Annotated in this window: 17 protein-coding genes; 8 read left to right on the top strand and 9 right to left on the bottom strand. The window is 47.3% G+C overall.

Annotation, left to right across the window (positions count from 1 at the left end):
* Nucleotides 1-45: 45 nt before the first annotated feature.
* Nucleotides 46-258, top strand: a complete 213-nt coding sequence (locus AC1XTG_RS03385) for a hypothetical protein (protein ID WP_484841025.1) — start codon at nt 46-48, stop codon at nt 256-258.
* Nucleotides 259-339: 81 nt separating this feature from the next.
* Nucleotides 340-681, top strand: a complete 342-nt coding sequence (locus AC1XTG_RS03380) for a hypothetical protein (RefSeq protein WP_056286925.1) — start codon at nt 340-342, stop codon at nt 679-681.
* A 68-nt stretch (nt 682-749) separates the two neighbouring features.
* Here the strand turns inward: AC1XTG_RS03380 and AC1XTG_RS03375 are convergent, their stop codons facing one another.
* Nucleotides 750-1,607: a dienelactone hydrolase family protein gene (locus tag AC1XTG_RS03375; protein WP_484841024.1), complete on the bottom strand. Its 858-nt coding sequence runs from the start codon at nt 1,605-1,607 to the stop codon at nt 750-752.
* A gap of 202 nt (nt 1,608-1,809) precedes the next feature.
* Between AC1XTG_RS03375 and AC1XTG_RS03370 the strand changes: the two genes are divergently transcribed.
* Nucleotides 1,810-3,042 (top strand): multidrug effflux MFS transporter, encoded by a 1,233-nt coding sequence (locus AC1XTG_RS03370; RefSeq protein WP_484841023.1) that lies wholly within the window; start codon nt 1,810-1,812, stop codon nt 3,040-3,042.
* A gap of 2 nt (nt 3,043-3,044) precedes the next feature.
* Here AC1XTG_RS03370 and AC1XTG_RS03365 read toward each other — a convergent pair whose 3' ends face one another.
* Both AC1XTG_RS03365 and AC1XTG_RS03360 read right to left on the bottom strand, forming a co-directional pair.
* Nucleotides 3,045-3,983: a nucleoside hydrolase gene (locus AC1XTG_RS03365; protein WP_484841022.1), complete on the bottom strand. Its 939-nt coding sequence runs from the start codon at nt 3,981-3,983 to the stop codon at nt 3,045-3,047.
* 17 nt (nt 3,984-4,000) lie between these two features.
* Nucleotides 4,001-4,747: a class I SAM-dependent methyltransferase gene (locus tag AC1XTG_RS03360; RefSeq protein ID WP_484841021.1), complete on the bottom strand. Its 747-nt coding sequence runs from the start codon at nt 4,745-4,747 to the stop codon at nt 4,001-4,003.
* Between the two features lie 145 nt (nt 4,748-4,892).
* Between AC1XTG_RS03360 and AC1XTG_RS03355 the strand changes: the two genes are divergently transcribed.
* The 3 genes from AC1XTG_RS03355 (at nt 4,893) to AC1XTG_RS03345 (ending at nt 11,005) form a co-directional block, all read left to right on the top strand.
* The gene (locus tag AC1XTG_RS03355; RefSeq protein ID WP_484841020.1) at nt 4,893-7,214 is read left to right on the top strand and encodes a PSD1 and planctomycete cytochrome C domain-containing protein; all 2,322 of its coding nucleotides are present in this window, start codon (nt 4,893-4,895) and stop codon (nt 7,212-7,214) included.
* Between the two features lie 114 nt (nt 7,215-7,328).
* Nucleotides 7,329-8,783: a DUF1501 domain-containing protein gene (locus AC1XTG_RS03350; protein WP_056286941.1), complete on the top strand. Its 1,455-nt coding sequence runs from the start codon at nt 7,329-7,331 to the stop codon at nt 8,781-8,783.
* A 47-nt stretch (nt 8,784-8,830) separates the two neighbouring features.
* The gene (locus AC1XTG_RS03345; protein WP_056286945.1) at nt 8,831-11,005 is read left to right on the top strand and encodes a c-type cytochrome domain-containing protein; all 2,175 of its coding nucleotides are present in this window, start codon (nt 8,831-8,833) and stop codon (nt 11,003-11,005) included.
* 2 nt (nt 11,006-11,007) lie between these two features.
* Here the strand turns inward: AC1XTG_RS03345 and AC1XTG_RS03340 are convergent, their stop codons facing one another.
* From AC1XTG_RS03340 to AC1XTG_RS03325, 4 genes are all read right to left on the bottom strand, one after another.
* Complete coding sequence (locus AC1XTG_RS03340; protein ID WP_484841019.1) at nt 11,008-12,186, bottom strand: AGE family epimerase/isomerase; 1,179 nt, start codon at nt 12,184-12,186, stop codon at nt 11,008-11,010.
* 61 nt (nt 12,187-12,247) lie between these two features.
* Nucleotides 12,248-12,682 (bottom strand): type II toxin-antitoxin system VapC family toxin, encoded by a 435-nt coding sequence (locus AC1XTG_RS03335; protein WP_484841018.1) that lies wholly within the window; start codon nt 12,680-12,682, stop codon nt 12,248-12,250.
* Nucleotides 12,666-12,848 (bottom strand): hypothetical protein, encoded by a 183-nt coding sequence (locus tag AC1XTG_RS03330; protein ID WP_484841017.1) that lies wholly within the window; start codon nt 12,846-12,848, stop codon nt 12,666-12,668. The genes AC1XTG_RS03335 and AC1XTG_RS03330 overlap by 17 nt, the downstream gene beginning before the upstream one ends.
* 85 nt (nt 12,849-12,933) lie before the next feature.
* Nucleotides 12,934-13,263 carry a hypothetical protein gene (locus AC1XTG_RS03325; RefSeq protein ID WP_056286959.1) on the bottom strand — a complete coding sequence of 110 codons (330 nt, stop codon included), beginning with the start codon at nt 13,261-13,263 and terminating at the stop codon, nt 12,934-12,936.
* A 219-nt stretch (nt 13,264-13,482) separates the two neighbouring features.
* On the opposite strand from AC1XTG_RS03325, the gene AC1XTG_RS03320 reads away from it, so the two are divergent.
* Complete coding sequence (locus AC1XTG_RS03320) at nt 13,483-14,763, top strand: PQQ-dependent sugar dehydrogenase (RefSeq protein WP_484841016.1); 1,281 nt, start codon at nt 13,483-13,485, stop codon at nt 14,761-14,763.
* A 55-nt stretch (nt 14,764-14,818) separates the two neighbouring features.
* Here AC1XTG_RS03320 and AC1XTG_RS03315 read toward each other — a convergent pair whose 3' ends face one another.
* Complete coding sequence (locus tag AC1XTG_RS03315; protein WP_484841100.1) at nt 14,819-15,577, bottom strand: 3-keto-disaccharide hydrolase; 759 nt, start codon at nt 15,575-15,577, stop codon at nt 14,819-14,821.
* Nucleotides 15,578-15,861: 284 nt separating this feature from the next.
* Here AC1XTG_RS03315 and AC1XTG_RS03310 point away from each other — a divergent pair, with 284 nt between their 5' ends.
* Nucleotides 15,862-16,356: a hypothetical protein gene (locus tag AC1XTG_RS03310; protein WP_157474787.1), complete on the top strand. Its 495-nt coding sequence runs from the start codon at nt 15,862-15,864 to the stop codon at nt 16,354-16,356.
* Between the two features lie 56 nt (nt 16,357-16,412).
* On the opposite strand, the gene AC1XTG_RS03305 is transcribed toward AC1XTG_RS03310, so the two are convergent.
* The gene (locus AC1XTG_RS03305) at nt 16,413-18,785 is read right to left on the bottom strand and encodes a S9 family peptidase (protein ID WP_484841015.1); all 2,373 of its coding nucleotides are present in this window, start codon (nt 18,783-18,785) and stop codon (nt 16,413-16,415) included.
* Nucleotides 18,786-18,800: the final 15 nt, after the last annotated feature.

Genomic DNA, 18,800 nt, shown 5'->3' with positions numbered 1-18,800 from the left:
TTGTTTTCCCAATGTAAAATCCTAAATTGGTGTAAATAGTCTCTTATGGAAACACTAACGATTGAAATAAGTAATCCCGAGGTGAAACGGCTGATCGATGACATGGCGGCGCTGGGATTGATCTCGGTAAAGGAAACAAAACCTTCTTGGAACGAACGATGGAGTAATTTCTCGAAAACGCTCCCGAACATCACTGAGATTTCCGAAGAAGACATTTTCAAAGAAATTTCAGAGATCAGAACAGAACGAAGTTTGTGACGCGGGTTGTTCCCGCGGAATGATTTTTGCTCTGTTTCATCGACCCCACTTTCGGGCGATCCATTTGAACAAACTGAAATCATGAAAAAAGTATTTGTATTAGCCGCTTTAATCGCATTCTCATCTGCTGCTTACGCGCAGGATGCAAAAACTAAAACTGAACAAGCTGTCGACAAGACCAAATCTGCCGGACGGAAAGCAGGTAAGGAGATTAAGAAAGACGCAAAAGTTGTGGGCGAGAAAACCAAAGACGGCGCTGAGTACGTTGGTGACAAAACCAAGGAAGGTGCGGAATACGTAGGAGACGGCGTAGAAAAGGGCGCCAAAAAAGCGAAACGTGGAACTGAGAAAGCCTACAATGCCACCAAGGACGAAGCCAAGGAAGTTAAGCGTGACATTAAGAAGAAAACAGACGATAAATAAGTCTGGAAAATTATGAAAATGCCCGCCAGATAGTTGTTATCCGGCGGGCATTTTGTTTGTTCTACGTTTTAAGATAGTTTACTTTTCAGGTAGCTGATCGTCAGCTTGTATGCATCTGCAGTCGCTGCCGGATCATATTTCGCATTGCTTGGGTTCGCAAAGGCGTGCACTGCGTCATACATTTTGATAGTAACCTTTTTGCCGGCAGCTTTCATATCTTCTTCAAACTTGCTTACCATAGCCGGTGAAATGCCCTGATCCTGGCTTCCGAAAATTCCGAGCACGTCCGTATTCAGCTTCTTCAATTTCTCAATATCCGTTTCCGGGCGGCCGTAGTACATCACGCAGCCGACTACTTGATTGCCACCTTCAATCGCATTCTGCAGCGACAACATTCCACCAAAACACCAGCCGATACTGGCCACTTTTGCATTTGTACCGGCGTAAGCAAGTCCGCCCTTTGTGATCGCCGCAAGCCGCCCGGCAGGTGAGGACTGCATTAGTTTACCCGCTTCTTCACGGGTAGTCGCCACTTTTCCATCGTACATATCCAGCGCCAGCACATTTACATCCCCCAGGTCTTTGTGCAGTTTGGCTGCTTCCTGCTTGATGTAATCGTTTAATCCCCACCATTCCTGATACACAAACAGCCACTTATCTGACTTTTTCGGGGATTTCAGCAAAAACCCGCTGGCCGTTTTTCCATCCGGCGTAGGAAACGAAACTGTTTCACCAGCGCCCTGGTAAGTGAAAGCGGCCGGATTTTCGTGTAGCATTTGAAAACTGGGATCTGCTGCAAGCGCAGACATGCTATTACCCGGAATGGCCACTGTGTGACAAACGGGAATGGAATTGACTTTTTCCGCGTGCCGGGGTAGAAATGTTTTCAGGATAAAGAATGTCAGTAATAAGAAGATTGTTCTCATAGGTTGAATGGATTGATTAGTGCAATTGATTTAAATATAAGAAAAATATTGCGCCACGAAGCGCAGCGATATTGTACTATACGCAGATGCCGCCGCATTGGATGCGCCCGATATTCATCATTGATGAAAAGATTGTACTTATAGAAAGACCGGAACTTAATCCCGCTTTTGACCCGTTAAAAGATTAGTATTATAGACAGCCATGGAGAAAAAGCAATATTTCTATATCATCCTGATTTTGGGCTCGCTGGCGACTGTCAGCCCATTTTCGATAGATATGTACCTGCCGGGCTTTCCGCGGATAGCCTCGGATCTCGCCACTACAATCGACAGGGTACAACTTTCATTAACCAGTTACCTGATCGGGATCTGTTTAGGACAAATTCTATACGGTCCGTTGCTCGACCGTTTCGGTCGTAAAAAGCCCCTTTACGTGGGTCTGGGCTTGTACGTCATTGCGTCCATCGGCTGCGCATTGACTTCCTCCGTAGATGCATTGATCGCGATGCGGTTCTTTCAGGCAATGGGCGGTTGTGTAGGTCTGGTGGCGTCGCAGGCGCTGGTGAGTGACCTTTTTGCTCCTCAAAAGAGGGCAGAAGTATTTTCGCTGATCACACTTGTGATCGCCGTTTCCCCAATGATCGCACCCACTATTGGCGGCTATGTAACTTCCACGATCGCGTGGCAATGGATTTTCGTAATCCTGGCTGGCATTGTAAGTGCGATGATGCTCGCAATTTACTTTTTTCTACCTACGGGGAGGGCGGCAGACCCCTCTGTTTCCCTGCAGCCTCGTGCCGTGATGAAAGGATTCGGGATTGTGTTGAGCCAGCCGCAGTTTTTACTGTACACACTGGCAGGCGGCCTGGCCACAGCGGCACCTTTCGCCTATATAGCCGGCTCCTCGGACGTTTTTATGAATATTTACAAAGTGTCCGAACAGCAGTACGGCTGGATTTTTGCATTCCTCGCTTTTGCGATGATCGGTTCCACACAGCTGAACCACATTCTTTTAAAGAAATTTACAAGTGAGCAGATCATTAAAACTACGCTCATAAGTCAGAGCTTAGTAGGACTGGTTTTGATCGTGGGGGTTTATAACAGCTGGTTTAGCCTGCTTCCATTGATCGGGATGATGTTCCTTTTCCTTTGCGGACAGGGGTTAACAGGCCCGAATGCATCTGCATTATCGCTGGCTCCTTTTCATAAACATACGGGCAGCGCCTCGGCTTTAATGGGCAGCTGGCGAATGGGCGCGGGAGCGATTATTTCAGCGCTGGTCAGCCTCTTTCACAATAATACCGCCGTTCCGATGGTCGGGATGATGGCGTTTTGTTCTGTTGCCGGGCTGGCTATTTTGTACACCGGGAATATCGTGGTAAGGCACCAAGCCAGCCGCAGAAGCGTGGAAGACGAAGTTTCAGTGCTGCTTTAATTTCAAGGCAGCTTCCTTACTGCATTGAAAAGCATATCGATCAATGCCTGCCTGTCAACGTCGTACGCTACAATGGTGTTAGGTTCGCGATGAAGTACATTGTAAAAATCCACCACAGTAGCGCCGCGCGTCAATTCACCCTTCGTTTCCACATCCACATAGCAAGCTTTTGTCTTGAATATGCCGGGATTAAGAAGCCAGGCAATGGCGCAGGGATCGTGTAAGGCAGTTCCACCTTCCGATTCTGCCGTTTGCTCCGGGTATTTTTTTGCTACAAATTCCATTAAGCCTGCTGCCACTTCCCCTGATTTGTTTTTGAAAGTCCGGAACAGCTCCATGTCACGCTGAAAAACCAATGCTTTGTGTGTTACGTCCAAGCCGCACATGGTAACAGGAACGCCAGCCCGGAAAACAAAGGCGGCCGCCTCCGGGTCCACGTACATATTGAACTCAGCCAGCGGCGTCATATTACCCCTGAAAATACCTCCGCCCATGAGCACAATGCGCTCGATTTTAACTCTCAAATGCGGATAGCTGCTCAGGAATGTGGCGATGTTGGTAAGCGGACCTGTCGCTACGATCGTCACTTTTGTTGTTGCTTCTTCCAAGATACCAGCAATAGCTGCCGCGGCGGGAATTGTATCAGGCAGGGCGGTAATGGAGGGGAATAAAGGCCCATCAAGCAGGGTTTCGCCCTGCATTTCATCTGCTATAATCAGCTCGCAGGATAATGGCTTCTCGGCGCCCCGGTACACGGGAGCATTCGCTCCGATCAGAGAGAGAACTTTATTTGCATTTGCAAAAGTCCTGTCCTGCGTCTGGTTTCCTGCCGATATCGTTACAGCTTTTACATTTAGTTGTCCGCTGCCAAATGCAAGCATTAGCATCAGCGCATCATCCTGCCCGGGATCGCAATCGATGATAACCGGAATCTTCTCCATACCTGCAACAGAGCCGTTTATTTCCTGGAAATGGATTTTTTATCAACCAGAATTCCCAGTCCAAAATGTTTGGGATAATTGTACAAAGTTTGCCCGGTTTGTTTGGCAATGTCTTTGACAGCCTGTCTTACCGCCGGAAAGCTTTCGGTATCATGAAAGATCGTACAATCGCTGTGCTGCGCTGCCCAAAGGCCGCATTCAAATGTTTCCTTATAGTTGTGGACAATGTCCACGTGGGCCAAATCGTAGCGTTTCTGGTCCGTCTTGATCCAGTCGCGGTAATCAGATTTTACCAGATGAATATTCGGGTAAGGCGCCAAACGCGCACTTGTGTCGCGAAAATGCTCGCTTTTGTTGACCGTATGTTCGTCGCCCTCGAAGGTATCTACGCCTGTTACAGATTTAAAGTAGTTGGAAAATACCACCGACGAATACCCGAACTCCACCCCAAATTCAATGCAGCGCTCATTACCCAGGTGAAACTGGTCTATAATATCGGCTATGATCAGTTCCAAACCCTCCCAGGCCGAAACGACTTCCAGCATATTGGCCGGCCGGCGCATATGTTTAGGTTTAAATGGTTTTATATCGAGGATGAAATTTTCCCTGATGTAGGTCCTTAGTCCCATAATGATGATAGTTGCTGCGCGCAAATTAGCCTTCATTGCGCGTGTTTCATAGTAGCAGGCTAAATTCTTGCTGTCAGCGGCTTTCGCAGACAGGTTTTTGACAAAATTCAATGGATAGGGTAAACTGAATTGCATTTTCTATCTAAAATATGGTACAGGCAGTATAGTGCAGGATAGTTGTTGTGTATAAAATGTTCATTATTGTATAAATAAGTGTACAATTTTGCGTTAATTGAATGAGCTGACGTATTTGTACAAGCAGTTTCCTGAACCTCGTACCATGACATTTAAGACAAGAATAACTTGCACCATACTCCTGGTATGGAGCGCATTGGTTTTTAAATCCTGCAACAATACGTCGTCTAATCAGGCTGCTGACGGGAAATTACCTGAGCAGGTTAGTTACAATTTCGATATACGTCCCATTCTTTCAGATAAATGTCTGGCTTGTCACGGTCCTGACGCGAACAAGCGAGAAGCCGGCTTGCGTCTTGACGATCCTGTGGCTGCATTCAAGGCATTAAAGGACAATCCAAAAGCACACGCGATCGTCGCGGGTAAACCGGAACTCTCGGAAGCGTACCTGCGCATTACTACCACAGATACTTCCCTGCGGATGCCGCCACCTGCTTCCAACCTCAAATTGTCGCAACGTGAGGTTGACCTGATTGAAAGGTGGATCAGGCAAGGAGCGAAGTATGAGAAGCACTGGGCATTTGTCGCGCCGCGGAAAATTGCAGTGCCGGAGGTTGACAATGAGGATTGGCCGAAAAACGAGATCGACTATTTCGTTCTTGAAAAACAGGAACAAAAGGGCTTAAAGCCAAATGAAGAAGCTGACAAAGAGCGGCTGCTAAAACGCCTTAGCCTCGATTTGACAGGTCTGCCGCCGACGTTGCAAATGATGGATGAATTCCTGGCTGATAAAAGTCCGGAGGCATACGAGAAAATGGTTGATCAGCTTCTGAAAAACCCTGCCTATGGTGAAAAAATGGCCATTCACTGGCTGGATCTGGCACGTTACGCAGATTCGCACGGGTACCAGGACGATGGTTACCGCACACAGTGGCCCTGGCGCGACTGGGTGATCCATGCATTTAACAAAAACATGCATTACAATGATTTTGTAACCTGGCAGCTGGCGGGCGACTTGCTCCCGAATTCGGGAAAAGAGCAGCTTCTTGCGACTGGTTTTAACAGAAACCATAAAATAACCGAGGAAGGTGGTGTGATACCCGAGGAGTACCGCATTATGTACGTAACCGACCGCAATGATCTTTTTGGAAAAGGATTACTGGGCGTCACACTCGAATGCGCGCATTGCCACGACCACAAATACGACCCGTTTTCGCAGAAGGAATATTATCAGATGTTCGCATTCTTTAACAATGTGAATGAAGTAGGTATCGAATCCGTGATCGGCGGGCCCGAAACTTATGCCAAAAAGCCTTTAATGGAAATCAGCGACGAGGATGTGAAAAGCATACTCAGCTTCGTCAATAAGCCTGATACAAACAGGTTGATCGTTTCCGTGATGGGCGATCTGGATTCAACCCGGAAAACTTACATTCTGAAAAGAGGCGTTTACGATGCGCCCGGGGATGAAGTGCAGCCCGGTACGCCAGGTTCAATTCTGCCTTTTGACAGCAAATATCCTAAAAACCGTCTCGGACTTTCACAGTGGCTATTTGATAAGCGCAATCCATTGACTTCCCGTGTTTACGTCAACATTCTCTGGCAGGAATTCTTTGGAAAGGGCATTGTAAAAACCTCCGGGGACTTTGGAATGCAAGGAGAATTACCCTCGCACCCTGCATTACTCGACTGGCTTGCTGTTGACTTTATGGAGCATAACTGGGATATCAAAAGGCTTGTAAAACAAATGGTTACCTCGGCTACTTACCGGCAATCGGCAGTAGTTACCAAGGAGAAACTCGCAGTTGATCCCGACAATATCCTGCTGGCGCGAGGGTCGAGATACCGCATTCATGCCGAGTTTATTAAAGACCTGGTGCTATCGAGCAGCGGACTTTTAAACAAAACCATCGGAGGACCAAGCGTAAAACCCTACCAGCCTGCTGGCTTGTGGGAGGGCGCCACGTCGGGTCGTGGGTTATTGTCCGTGTACAATCAGGATCACGGTCCGAGCCTTTACCGCCGCGGAATGTACACGCTGATAAAAAGAACAGTGCCACCACCTACAATGAGCATTTTCGACGCGAGTAACCGCGATCTGTGCGAAGTAAAGAGGCTGAAAACCAACACACCATTGCAGGCGCTGGTGATGATGAACGATCCGGCAGTGCTGGAAGCTTCGCGTGTGCTTTCTGCAAAGCTTTTACAGGAAAAAACAGATGCGAGCGAAAAGATCACCAAAGCATTCAGGCTGATCGTCTGCCGCAAACCTTCCGAAAAGGAGCTTGCTGTTTTGACAGCATATTATGAAAAAGAGCTAAAAACGATCAGTTCGGGTTCCGCCGAGAAAATGATCGCGATCGGGGAATATCCATTGACAAGAAACGTCGACAAAAAAGCCCTGGCCTCATTGATGAGGGTTATCTCGACGATTTACAATCTGGAGGAGACGATAACGAAAAGCTAGGGGAGTTGGCTGTCGGCTGTCGGCAGTCTGCAATCGGCTTTTTTTGGGTTTTGAAAAAGAAATTAAGTACTAACAGCTGATAGCCGATGGCCGACAGCTGACAGCCAAAAAGATATGGACAAAGAAATCATAGAACACGGGTTCAACTTTAATCGCCGGCGGTTTTTATCTACTATGAGCCTGGGAATCGGGAGTGTGGCGCTTGGGTCTTTGTTAATGCCTGATCTGCTGAAAGGAGGCGGATTGGAGGAGGAGGGACTTGCGCCGGGCATTCCGCATTTTGCGCCGAAAGCCAAACGCGTGATCTATATGTTCCAGAATGGCGCACCTTCGCAGCAGGAGCTCTTCGACTATAAACCCAAGCTGCGTGAAATGCTGGGGCAGGAAATTCCTCCGTCCGTGCGCGGGAATCAGCGGCTTACAGGTATGACGGCCAATCAGGCTTCATTTCCATTGGTTGGTTCGTTCGTGGATTTCAAGCAATATGGTCAGTCTCAGGCGTGGGTGAGCGACTTGCTGCCTTATACTTCCAAGATTGTGGATGATATATGCATCGTAAGATCCATGTATACTGAAGCGATCAACCACGATCCGGCTCTGACGTTTTTACAAACCGGCTCCCAGCAGGGAAATCGCCCCAGTATGGGTTCCTGGCTGAGTTATGGACTTGGAAATGAAAATAAGAACCTGCCCAATTTCACAGTGTTGCTTTCACGTGGCGTAGGTAATGGACAGGGAGTTTATTCCAAATTATGGTCAAATGGTTTCCTCGATTCAGTGCACCAGGGTGTTCAGTTCAGCAAAGGCGAAGATCCCGTTTTGTACCTGCGCGATCCCGACGGAATGGACCGGAAAGAGCGGCGCGAAATGCTGGATAACTTGTCGCAACTCAACGAGCTATCCTATCAGGAATTCGGCGATCCCGAAATTACAGCCAAGATCAAGCAATATGAAATGGCTTACCGCATGCAGACTGCGGTGCCGGAGGTAATGGATTTATCCAAAGAATCGGACGATATCATCAAGCTTTACGGCCCCGAATGTCTGGTGCCGGGTACCTACGCTGCTAACTGCCTGCTAGCGCGCAAACTGTCTGAAAACGGCGTGCGTTTTGTGCAGCTCTATCACCAGGGTTGGGACCAGCACGGTAACCTGCCTTACGAAATTACCAAGCAGGCAATGGACGTGGACCAGGCGTCGGCAGCTTTGGTTACTGACTTGAAGCAGAGAGGATTGCTGGATGAAACGCTGGTGATCTGGGGCGGTGAATTCGGCCGCACGAGCTACACACAAGGCAAACTGACAGCGGATAATTACGGCCGTGATCACCATCCCCGCTGCTTCACGATCTGGATGGCAGGTGGAGGTATCAAGCCGGGAATGGTTTACGGAGAAACCGACGAGCTCGGGTATAACATTGCCAAAGATCCCGTACATGTGCATGATTTTCAGGCTACTGTGTTACATCAGCTGGGTTTGGACCACGAGAAGCTTGTTTTCAAACATCTTGGAAGAAGGTACCGCCTTACTGATGTTTCGGGTAGGGTAGTGCGTGATATAATCAGCTGACCGGCTCAGGTAAATTCTTATTGATCAAATTCTTGGTGAGACTTTAAATGTATTTAAGATTCAGGTTTTTTGCGGAACAAGTACTTGTTGCTTCCAATATTTTCATTCTGTTCTTACTGATTTTTGAAAGCAAGCTGGTGGTTCCCGCCTGGCTGCAAACAATCGGAAGAATGCACCCGCTGATCCTGCACTTTCCCATTGTGATCCTGCTGATTGCCATGCTGCTTGAATTTTTCAGGTTCAAGCCCGAGTATGCAACCAATGCGTTTTATAAGAATTTTCTTCAAAATCTGCTTTTAATAGGCTCTTTGTTCGCTGCAATTACAGTGATCATGGGGCTCTTCCTGTCAAAAGAAGAGGGATATGCCGGCGAAGTGTTGACCCTTCATAAATGGACCGGTGCCGGTATTTTCTTTATTGCTTCCCTTATCTATTTTGTCAGGAATACGGGCTGGTACAAAGCGCCTGTCGCCAAAGCCGGCGCCTTTGTGACTGTGATTGCATTGGTACTTACGGGACATTACGGCGCTGCTCTTACGCATGGAAGTAACTTTATCTGGGAGCCGGTGTCTAAGCAAAATGAAATGGCTGCGGTACCGCTCAACGAAGCTGTTGTGTATACCAATGTAATACAGCCCATTTTGGAACAGAAATGTACCAGCTGCCACAATCCTGATAAGCTCAAAGGGGAGTTGATTTTGACGGATCCGGCTTCGATTATGAAAGGAGGAAAGTCAGGCAAGCTGATCGTGCCGGGCAATGCGGCAATGAGCCTGCTGTTGCAAAGGGTGCATTTACCAATGGAAGAAAAAAAGCATATGCCGCCTTCGGGCAAAGCACAGCTTACATTGCAGGAAATCTCTTTGCTTACTTTATGGGTAAATCAAAAGGCGGATTTCAACAAAAAACTGGTTGATCTTGGCACTTCTGACTCGTTGCGGCTGCTGGCCACCGCTTATCTTAAACCTGCTCAGGCAGAAGAGCAGTTTAACTTTGACGCGGCGGATGAAGATGAGGTTGCCAAACTGAATTCAGATTACCGGACCATCCTGCCGCTAGCTCGCGAATCGCCCGCACTTGCAGTGAACATTTACAATGCGGCAAGTTATAGTCCCAGGCAGCTGGATGAGCTGAATAAGATCAGGCAGCAGATTGTGTCATTGAACCTCAACAAAATGCCGGTAAAGGATGCCGACCTGAAAAGCGTTACTCAATTTGAAAATCTGCGAAAACTGGATCTCAACTTTACCGAGGTAACTGCGGCCGGACTGAAAGCGCTTTCTTCATTGAAACACCTTCAAAATCTGACCCTTTCAGGTACCAAGGTTAATCTGGCTGATTTGAAGGGTTTGTTACCTGCATTAAAAAGCCTCAAAACGGTCGCTGTGTGGGATACGAAGCTGTCTGCGGCAGATGTGGCCACTTTGCAAAAGGAAATCAGAAATGTAGAAATCATCGGTGGCTTCAAGGATGATGGTAAAAATCCATTGAGATTAAACCCGCCGCAGGTGAAAAACAGTGCGATGATTTTCGCCAAAACCGCGCCGCTGGAATTGAGACACCCGATCAAAGGAGTGGATATCCGCTTTACCATGGACGGAACGGAGCCCGATAGTATCAATTCCCCGCTTTTCGATAACAAAACAGTTCTAACTACCAGTGCGACCGTCAAAGCGAGAGCTTATAAAAATGGCTGGTATGGGAGCGAACTGGCTACATTCGATTTCTTCAAAAGTGCCTACAATCCAGACAGTGTCAACCTCTTGCAGCCGCTTAACCGCGTTCACCAGGCCGAAGGTGCAAAAACGTTTTTTGATAAGAAGTTAGGTGTGATAGGAGCGAATAATCCTGCCTGGGCCAATAATTGGGCAGGTGTGCGCAACAACGATATGGTGCTCATGTCCGAATTTAAGAAGCCGATCGCATTGTCGTCGGTCGGGTTGCATTATATGATCGAGGAAGCGACCGGTATTTTCCCTCCGCAACTCGTGGAAGTTTGGGGCGGCAGCAGCCGGGATAATCTGAAACTGATATCCACTTTCAAAGCGCCGCTTCCGTCAAAAGGGGACAAAGCAACCCTGAAAATGGTGGAGGGGCAGTTTAAGCCGCAGCAAGTTTCGTTTGTGAAAGTGGTGGTAAAGCCCGTTGAGAAAATTCCGGAGTGGCATGGTGCGAAGGGTAACCGCGCATTGTTGCTCGTCGACGAAATGTTCTTTAACTGAGATTAGCCTTTTTCTATGCGGCGCCACATCTCGGCGCAGGCGCGCGCATTGTGATAGGGGCATTTCCAGAAATTGATTTTGTCGCCTTTCACGGGCGTTCCGTCTTCTTTCACCGTCATGTGCCACTCGCCTCGTTCCTGGTCGATGAACTTGCCTGCAACATAATCCCAGCTTTTTTCAGCTTTATCCCTGAATTGTGCTTCCCCGGTAAGCTGATAGGCATTGTAAAAACCCACCAGCTGTTCTGCGCCTACCCACCAGCTGCGGTCTGTCTGAGTATGTTTTGTTGCAGGATCGTACTCATAGTTAAGTGCGCCGTCGGAGCTCAGTCCTTTACTTGCAGCCCGCGCCATTTTAATCGACTTCTGCTTCATTTTGGCGATCTGCTGTTCGTCGTGCAGGATTTCGGCAGTTTCAAAAAGCAGCCACGAAGCTTCAATGTCGTGACCGTAAGAAATAATATCATCCTTTGCTTTCCATTGCTCATCAAAGAATAGCTGCATTGTGTTGGTTTGCGGATTGACGATGTGCGTAATAATCGTGTCCAGCATATTCGCAGTCTGTTTTTTCAGCTTCTTGTCTGGCCAAATCGTGTACAGGTTTGTATAAGCTTCTACCAGGTGCAAATGCGTATTCATGCTTTTCACCCACGGACTTTTACTTAATATGTAATCATCGGTTTCAGACCAATCCTTTGCAAATGCTTCGCGATAACCACCGTTCTTTGGGTCAAATGCATGTTTTTCAATGATATTAAAAAGTGCGATCGCCTGTTCGAGTGCAGGTTTATGGTGGGTAATCCTGTAATATTCGCTCAGTCCGTACATCGCGAATGCATTTCCGTAAATCTGCTTTTTGGTTTCTTTCGGAGCGCCGTCTGCGGTGGTGGACCAGTACACACCTCCGTGCTCGTGATCAATGAAATTCTTGAAAAGCTGCTGATAGGCGCGATCGGCGAGCGTAAGGTATTTTGCTTCTTTGAAGAGGCGGTGAGCCAATGAGAATGTCCAGAGAATGCGCCCTGTGAGCACTACCGATCTTTCGGCGTCTTTCACCGGCTGGTTATCATAGTTTACCCTGCCGTAAAATCCTCCCTTTTCCTGATCAGGGCCGTATTTTGCCCAATAATCAAGGATTGCAATCAACTCTTTCCTGAATGCCTCGGCAGTAAATGCAGCCATAATTTGTCAGCTTTTTAGGAAAAAGCGAATCGCTGGATTTTCATACTTGTGGTTGATTATGTTAAGATATGCTTGTTGGAAGTGATTCCTTATTCATGAATGAGACTAACAGCTTATCACCTGATTTAAAGAAATCTACCTTTTCACGTAAACAAGTCGCAGTGGCAAGTTGAATGCTATCCAAAGTTCTCAATCCGTAGTTACCATACTTACTTAGTAATCGTCTCGCATTTTCAGTTATCTGATAGTCGACAGGTATAAAAATGAAGGTCGCACAATCTTGTTCGAATACTGAGATGATCTGTTCCGCGAGCTCCCGGCTGATTTCACCCGTCCTGTTTTTCTTCCAAAAAGTAGACGAAAATTCAATTTTTGAGATTTCGGAAAGAAATATATTAGTCACCATATTGTGGTGAAATAATGCATCCATTATCTCAGTGTCAGCTTCTTCGTGGTACAATGTGACCAGCGAAGACGTGTCAAGAAAGAGATTCATTATTGGGTCTTCTTTCTTCGATCACAGCTTGTTGAAGGGAGGTTCGCAAATCTTTGAGCAGTCTCCTGGATTTAAGAAAAGAAAAATCCTGAATTGTTAAACCAGTCACTGGCTGTGAAGTGCTGAATTCTGCAAGTTTACCAGAACTGCTCTTGGCTGTTTTCATAGTGGTGTTTGTGTTTGTTCGATTCGAAAATACAAAAAAAGCCTGGCAATTTCTGCCAGGCTTATCTAATGTATCTCGCAACTGATTAGTCGCCCTGATTTTCTTCCTGGGCTTCGTGGTTGTCACCGCCGAGGCTGTAATAGTTATTTTCTTCGTCTTCCCGACCGATTTCCTCGTCTTCATCATCAAATTCAGAACCGGGAATGTCAAGATCTTCTCCTGTCAGGTCGTCTTCGAAAGTTTTTTCATTCCAGTCATCTGCTTCCAGCTCGGCCGGACGCTTCATGCGGGTTATATCTTCCGGATCAATATCTGCCTCGATTAGCCCTTTTCTGAAAATATCCTCTTCTGAAGGATAGTTGCCTGGAAGGTCGTCATCATATACTTCATCGTCATCATCATCGAATGGATTCATAGCTTTTGAGGTTAAAAAGATTATTGGTTGTTGGTTTTAAAAGTTTACGTGACCTGCTGATTAAGGACCAAAGGTGTTAAAAAAAATTATTCCAAATTACATCCCGGGGCAGAAAAATAAATCAGGAAGAAAGTAGCAACACTTTGCCTGTATGCTTTTAAATGCATCTCAAACGTGTTTATCTGAGATTATCTAAGTTAAATTCTATTCAAACCTTACATGCAAAGAAAGTTATTTAAATCAGCGGGCGTCCTCCTGGGATTGGCTGGGGCATCGGCGCTTTTTGCCTACACAAGTACTACCGGCACTCTCTCAGCTGAAAGCAGCGTGATTGAACCTGTTGATGCCAAAGAGATTAAGCTTCCCGCCGGGTTCTATGCCAAAATCCTGGCTACTGATCTCGGCCCGACCCGCCATATGGCAGTTGGCAAGAACGGGGATATGTATGTGAAGCTTTCCAAGCTGAAAGATGGAAAAGGCATTTACCTGCTGCGCGATTCGGATAAGGATGGTAAGATAGACGAGCAAAAGCTTTTCGGCGACTATCCCGGAACTGGTATTGCGATCAAAAACGGCTACCTGTACAGCTCTTCCAATAAGGGAGTATACCGCTATAAGCTGAACGAAAAGGAAGAAGTTATTGATTTTGACCATCCGGAACTGATCGTCGATGGACTGGTAGACAAAGGCCGCGATAATGCTAAGCCGCTCGCACTCGACAATAAGGGCAATCTGTATGTTACCGTAGGCTCTTACAGCGACAATTGCCGTGAAACAGGATCAGGAAAAGGTATGTCGCCTTGCACAATCCTCGATTCGGCAGGCGGGGTGTGGAAATTCAGCGCTGATAAGCTGAACCAGAAGTTTTCAGATGGTACCCGCTTTGCTACCGGTGTGAAGAATGCGGTGGGGATTAATTGGGATAACAAGACAGACGCATTGTACGTAGCAGTTCACGGCCGCGGCAAGTTTGACGACATGTATCCGCAGTACTACACGCCGAAACAAAGCGCAGAGTTGCCCGCCGAGACGCTTTACCGCCTGAAAGAAGGTGACGATGCGGGTTGGCCGTACATCTACTACGATCATTTTCAAAACAAAAAAATGCTTGCGCCTGAATACGGTGGCGATGGAAAGAAGACTGCCGGTGAAAAGGCGGTCAATCCGCTGGTGGGCTTTCCGGCTCACCTTGGCCCAAATGCATTGTTGTTTTATTCAGGAAATATGTTTCCTGGCAAATATAAGAACGGCGCGTTTATCGCATTTCACAGTCAGTCGGCTGAGCTAAAAAAGGGTTACCTGGTTGCATTTGTGCCTTTTGTGAATGGCAAGCCGGGTAAATGGGAGATTTTTGCGGACAATTTCGCAGGTGTGGACCTGGTGAAACCTACGGGACCAATACAGCACCGTCCTTGCGGACTGGCCCAGGGACCCGACGGCGCATTGTACGTGACCGACGATCTGAACGGGACCATTTTCAAAATTGCCTACAACAAGTAAGAATTTGAGCTAGAAAAAAGACCTGGCATGTTTTAGTTGCCAGGTCTTTTTCGTTTTAAAAGCTCGTGTCCGCTTTATCAAGCTCCATTTCCTTGATCCAGATATTCCGGTAATACACGTCGTGTCCTTCCGATTGCAGTTTCAAGCCGCCGGGTTTGTCTGTGATTCCCTTGCCGCCATTGTTCCCACCATCAATCCCGGAATTAGGCCCGCCCCAAACCTGTGAGATCTTTTGGTTGGAATGCACCTTTTTACCATTAAAATAGAGGGTAACCATCGGCTGCTCCACCATTTTCCCATCTTTAAAGCGAGCCGCGCGGAACAGAATGTCGTAAGAATTCCATTTTCCTATTCCATTGTAGGCGTAGTAGGGTGATTTTGATTCATTGATCACCGCCGCCATTCCGTGAGAAGTAGTATCTCCGTCAAGTACCTGAATTTCGTACCTGTTTTGCAGATATACCCCGCTGTTGCCGCCTGGTTTAGTGATAAGGAACTCCACGTGGGCGCGGAAATCTTTAAACTCCTTCTTGGTAACAATATCAGCTGCACCGTATAAACCACCAGCCGATGCAGGATCGTTGCAGTTGATCACGGTACCTTTGTCTACGGGGTCGTTTACTACGGTCCACTTGATTGGCGGCTTTGCAGCGAAGCGCGGACCTTCCCAGTAAATCCATTTCTCGTCGAGCATTTTGCGGCTTCCGTCGAGGTACACTTCTGCTCCCTTCGGAGCTTTTACGCCTACGCCAACTTGTGCGAATGCAGTTATACAGGTTCCGAACACACCTGCGACGGTGGTCAGAGCGATCATTTTAATGGGGTAAAAGGTGCTTTGCATTGTTTGAGCTAAGTTGGTTTTAAGGCTGGAAATATAAGTCGAAGGGCAAATTGAAATACTGTTATCAGGCAAAAGTTTTGTTTTATGTAGAAGAAATACCACGAAAGTAAAAGGTTGGTTACAGATTTCGAACCGCTCAATGCTTTTTAAAACAGTACGTTGTAGAAGCATGCTGGCACGGATTTTACTAATACGTGTCATTCTTATCAGACATTCTATATGATAAGTACTTTTTGAACTTTTACACACCAATGATTATGGATTCTATACAGCAAAACAAGAGCATCAATACTGTAACGGGAGTATTTGCCACGAGGGAAGACGCAGAAAATGCATATCAGACATTGCTGCGGTTAGGATATAATGCAGGCGAGATCACATTGATCATGTCGGAAGATACATTTGACCGATTGTACGAACATAAGAGTAACCATTTTTACCAAAGCAACACCACAAGAAAGAAACTACAGGTAACCAGGATCTCGGAAGCATTGGATGTGATGGGAAGATTCGTGGCGATTCCGGGACTGGCCCTTGTAGTGGCAGGCGATATGGCAACAAGCGGCGCACGTGCGCTGGCAAGTTCTGTATTATCTGATAAATACGCGGAGTACTTCCAAAACCGCCTCACAGATGGCGAGATCCTGATCGATTTCGGACTGCATACAAGCAGGGAAAAGAATCTGATCCTGCATAAATGGGAAGATTTTGGAGGGTATCCATTAATCCGCAGGATTAACAACGCGGCCTGATCCACTATTACATTCAAACAAAATCGCCGGCAGAGACTTCTGCCGGCGATTTTGTTTTAGAGATTTTCCTCAAATAGCTTCAAGATCCTTTTGTACTCGTCTGTCCAGGAGGAAGCTTCTGCAAAACCGTGGTCTTCCATCGGGTAGGAGGCGAGCTCCCAATTATCTTTTCCCAGCTCGATCAGCCGCTGGGAAAGCCGCACCACATCCTGGTAGTGTACATTCACATCCACCATTCCGTGACATATCAGTAAATGGTTTTTTAGACCTGCCGCGTGATAAATGGGAGAGCTCTTACGATAAGCCACACTGTCCGCCTGCGGCTCGTTGAGGATATTCGCGGTATAAGGATGATTGTAAGAGGCCCAGTCTGTCACGGGCCTCAATGCGGCGCCCGCCTTGAACACGTCAGGCGTGGTGAAAAGTCCCATTAACGTAATAAAACCTCCGTACGATCCGCCGTAAATTCCTATTCTTTTTGGGTCAATCCCGTATGTTTTTACAAGCCAGGCTGCACCGTCAGTATTGTCCGTCAGATCCTTGCCTCCCATAAACCGGTAAATGCCCGTGCGCCAGTCGCGGCCGTAGCCGGAGCTTGCGCGGTAATCCATATCGAGCACCGTGTAGCCTTTGTCGGTGAGCAAATTGTGGAACATATATTCCCGGAAATACTGGCTCCACCACTTATGTGCATTCTGCAGGTACCCTGCGCCGTGCACGAAAATCACTGCTTTCCCATTTGATTTGGCCGGTTCATAAACGCGCGCGTAAATAGGCTTACCATCTGTCGCAGTGATGGTCACCACTTTCGCCTCTCGCCATGGATAGGATAGAAACTCTTTGGAAACCGACGCGGTGATACGCTGAGGCTCCTTAGGCTTTGATCCTGCTTTGGGATTATCCATTACGTGTAATTCCCAGGGCGTATTGCTCGTGGAATATCGGATCGCGATTTTGGTTTCGTCCGGCGAAAGGGTGGCCTCGTGAGCACCGGAACTGTGCGTGAGCCTGGTGCGGGCGCCGCCATTGACAGCTACCCGGAACAAATGCTGCTCGCCGGGATGGATTTCATTAGTAATAATGTAAAAGCTCTTTTTGTCTTTTGATAAGGTTACATTCTGAACCTCAAAGTTACCCGAAGTAATGGCGGTCTTTTTGCCCGTATTTACGTTAACCGAATACAAATGCGAGTACCCCGTCTGCTCACTTTGAAAGTAGATAGTCTCTTCATTAAGCCAGCCAATTTCACCTGCACTCATCGGATAGCCGCCGATTCCGGGACCGCCGATCCAGGCTTCATCCCGCTGTCTGTCAAGTAACTTTAATGAAAGGGAATCTGCATTGAAGCGCATAATCCACCGATCCTTGCTGTCCAGCGAGCGGATCACCACCACGGCATTGTTCCCGTTTTCTGACCAGAACGGTCCGTGGATAATGACGTCGCGCTCTTTGTTTTTCCAGGCAGTATTCAGTTCAGGATAGTCTTTGAGGTAGTCCGGTTTATCGTGAATGCCGGGGATATCCTTCACACTGACCTTGCGTGCAGTGTCTTTTTTTACATCATACACCCAAAATTCGTAGGAAGAGCCAGGCGCTCCGACCTTTGTTCTGCTCGAAATATCATCAGTAAAGCCCGACTCGGTAACGTAATTGGGTACGATGGTCTGCTTGGCTGACTTATTAGGCTGGGCAAGTCTGTAAGTGATAAACCGGGAATCGGGACTTACTGTCTGGTTTGATATTGATTTTTCATTGAGATATATCTCCTTTGGCAATGCAGGTTTTTCGGCATCCGAGATCTTCTTGCCGGCGTCTTTTTTCTCTTTTCGTTCTTTCAAAACCTCAAACATAGCCAGCTGATCTTCCTTTAAGAACTTCTCCTGTTCGCCTGGTTTGGGATCCGGCTTCTTGTTTCCGGGTTTAAAATCCGTCAGCTGAACCAACAAGCCCGATTCAAGTGAGACAGAAAACAGGTTATTGCCACGCTCAAAAATCACGCGCTTCTCATCACCGCTGAATACAGGATTGCTTTCCCTCTCGACAGTTTGAGTGATAGTGCGGATACGGAAATCTTTGTAATCGATCAGGTGAATGTCACCATTCTTTTCATAGAGACGGATAGTCCGGTTCCGGTTATACGTCCCGTTTCTTCCTGCAAGCACTTTCCGTTGCTGAATGTTAACCTTGGAGATCGCTTTGCCCGTCAGCGAATAGCCGTACAGCGAATCCGACATATTTTTGTCCGGGTTCCAATTGAAATAAATGGTCTTCGAATCATCGGCCCAGGTAATGTCAGAAGGCGAAGTCCCGATCCAGTTCTTAGGATCCCGCATGATCTTTTCAACTGTGAGCGGAGAGAGGGTTTGGGAGAAAGCAGTAGCAGTAACTGCGATCTGGCAAATCAATGCAAATCGTAGAATAATTTTCATGTAATCAGGTTGGCA

This window comes from Dyadobacter sp. HNCC25DJ183, assembly GCF_056895175.1.
The sequence above is the reverse complement of the archived record's forward strand: the minus strand, read 5'-3'. Positions and strand labels throughout refer to the sequence as shown.

Bases quoted from the DNA above. Each gene is read 5' to 3' on its own strand.
- AC1XTG_RS03315 (WP_484841100.1), bottom strand. From the start codon at position 15,577: ATGATCGCTCTGACCACCGTCGCAGGTGTGTTCGGAACCTGTATAACT.
- AC1XTG_RS03365 (WP_484841022.1), bottom strand. From the start codon at position 3,983: ATGGAGAAGATTCCGGTTATCATCGATTGCGATCCCGGGCAGGATGAT.
- AC1XTG_RS03325 (WP_056286959.1), bottom strand. From the start codon at position 13,263: ATGAATCCATTCGATGATGATGACGATGAAGTATATGATGACGACCTT.
- AC1XTG_RS03360 (WP_484841021.1), bottom strand. From the start codon at position 4,747: ATGCAATTCAGTTTACCCTATCCATTGAATTTTGTCAAAAACCTGTCT.
- AC1XTG_RS03340 (WP_484841019.1), bottom strand. From the start codon at position 12,186: ATGGCTGCATTTACTGCCGAGGCATTCAGGAAAGAGTTGATTGCAATC.
- AC1XTG_RS03355 (WP_484841020.1), top strand. From the start codon at position 4,893: ATGACATTTAAGACAAGAATAACTTGCACCATACTCCTGGTATGGAGC.
- AC1XTG_RS03335 (WP_484841018.1), bottom strand. From the start codon at position 12,682: ATGAATCTCTTTCTTGACACGTCTTCGCTGGTCACATTGTACCACGAA.
- AC1XTG_RS03370 (WP_484841023.1), top strand. From the start codon at position 1,810: ATGGAGAAAAAGCAATATTTCTATATCATCCTGATTTTGGGCTCGCTG.
- AC1XTG_RS03305 (WP_484841015.1), bottom strand. From the start codon at position 18,785: ATGAAAATTATTCTACGATTTGCATTGATTTGCCAGATCGCAGTTACT.
- AC1XTG_RS03345 (WP_056286945.1), top strand. From the start codon at position 8,831: ATGTATTTAAGATTCAGGTTTTTTGCGGAACAAGTACTTGTTGCTTCC.
- AC1XTG_RS03350 (WP_056286941.1), top strand. From the start codon at position 7,329: ATGGACAAAGAAATCATAGAACACGGGTTCAACTTTAATCGCCGGCGG.
- AC1XTG_RS03380 (WP_056286925.1), top strand. From the start codon at position 340: ATGAAAAAAGTATTTGTATTAGCCGCTTTAATCGCATTCTCATCTGCT.
- AC1XTG_RS03320 (WP_484841016.1), top strand. From the start codon at position 13,483: ATGCAAAGAAAGTTATTTAAATCAGCGGGCGTCCTCCTGGGATTGGCT.
- AC1XTG_RS03385 (WP_484841025.1), top strand. From the start codon at position 46: ATGGAAACACTAACGATTGAAATAAGTAATCCCGAGGTGAAACGGCTG.
- AC1XTG_RS03310 (WP_157474787.1), top strand. From the start codon at position 15,862: ATGGATTCTATACAGCAAAACAAGAGCATCAATACTGTAACGGGAGTA.
- AC1XTG_RS03330 (WP_484841017.1), bottom strand. From the start codon at position 12,848: ATGAAAACAGCCAAGAGCAGTTCTGGTAAACTTGCAGAATTCAGCACT.
- AC1XTG_RS03375 (WP_484841024.1), bottom strand. From the start codon at position 1,607: ATGAGAACAATCTTCTTATTACTGACATTCTTTATCCTGAAAACATTT.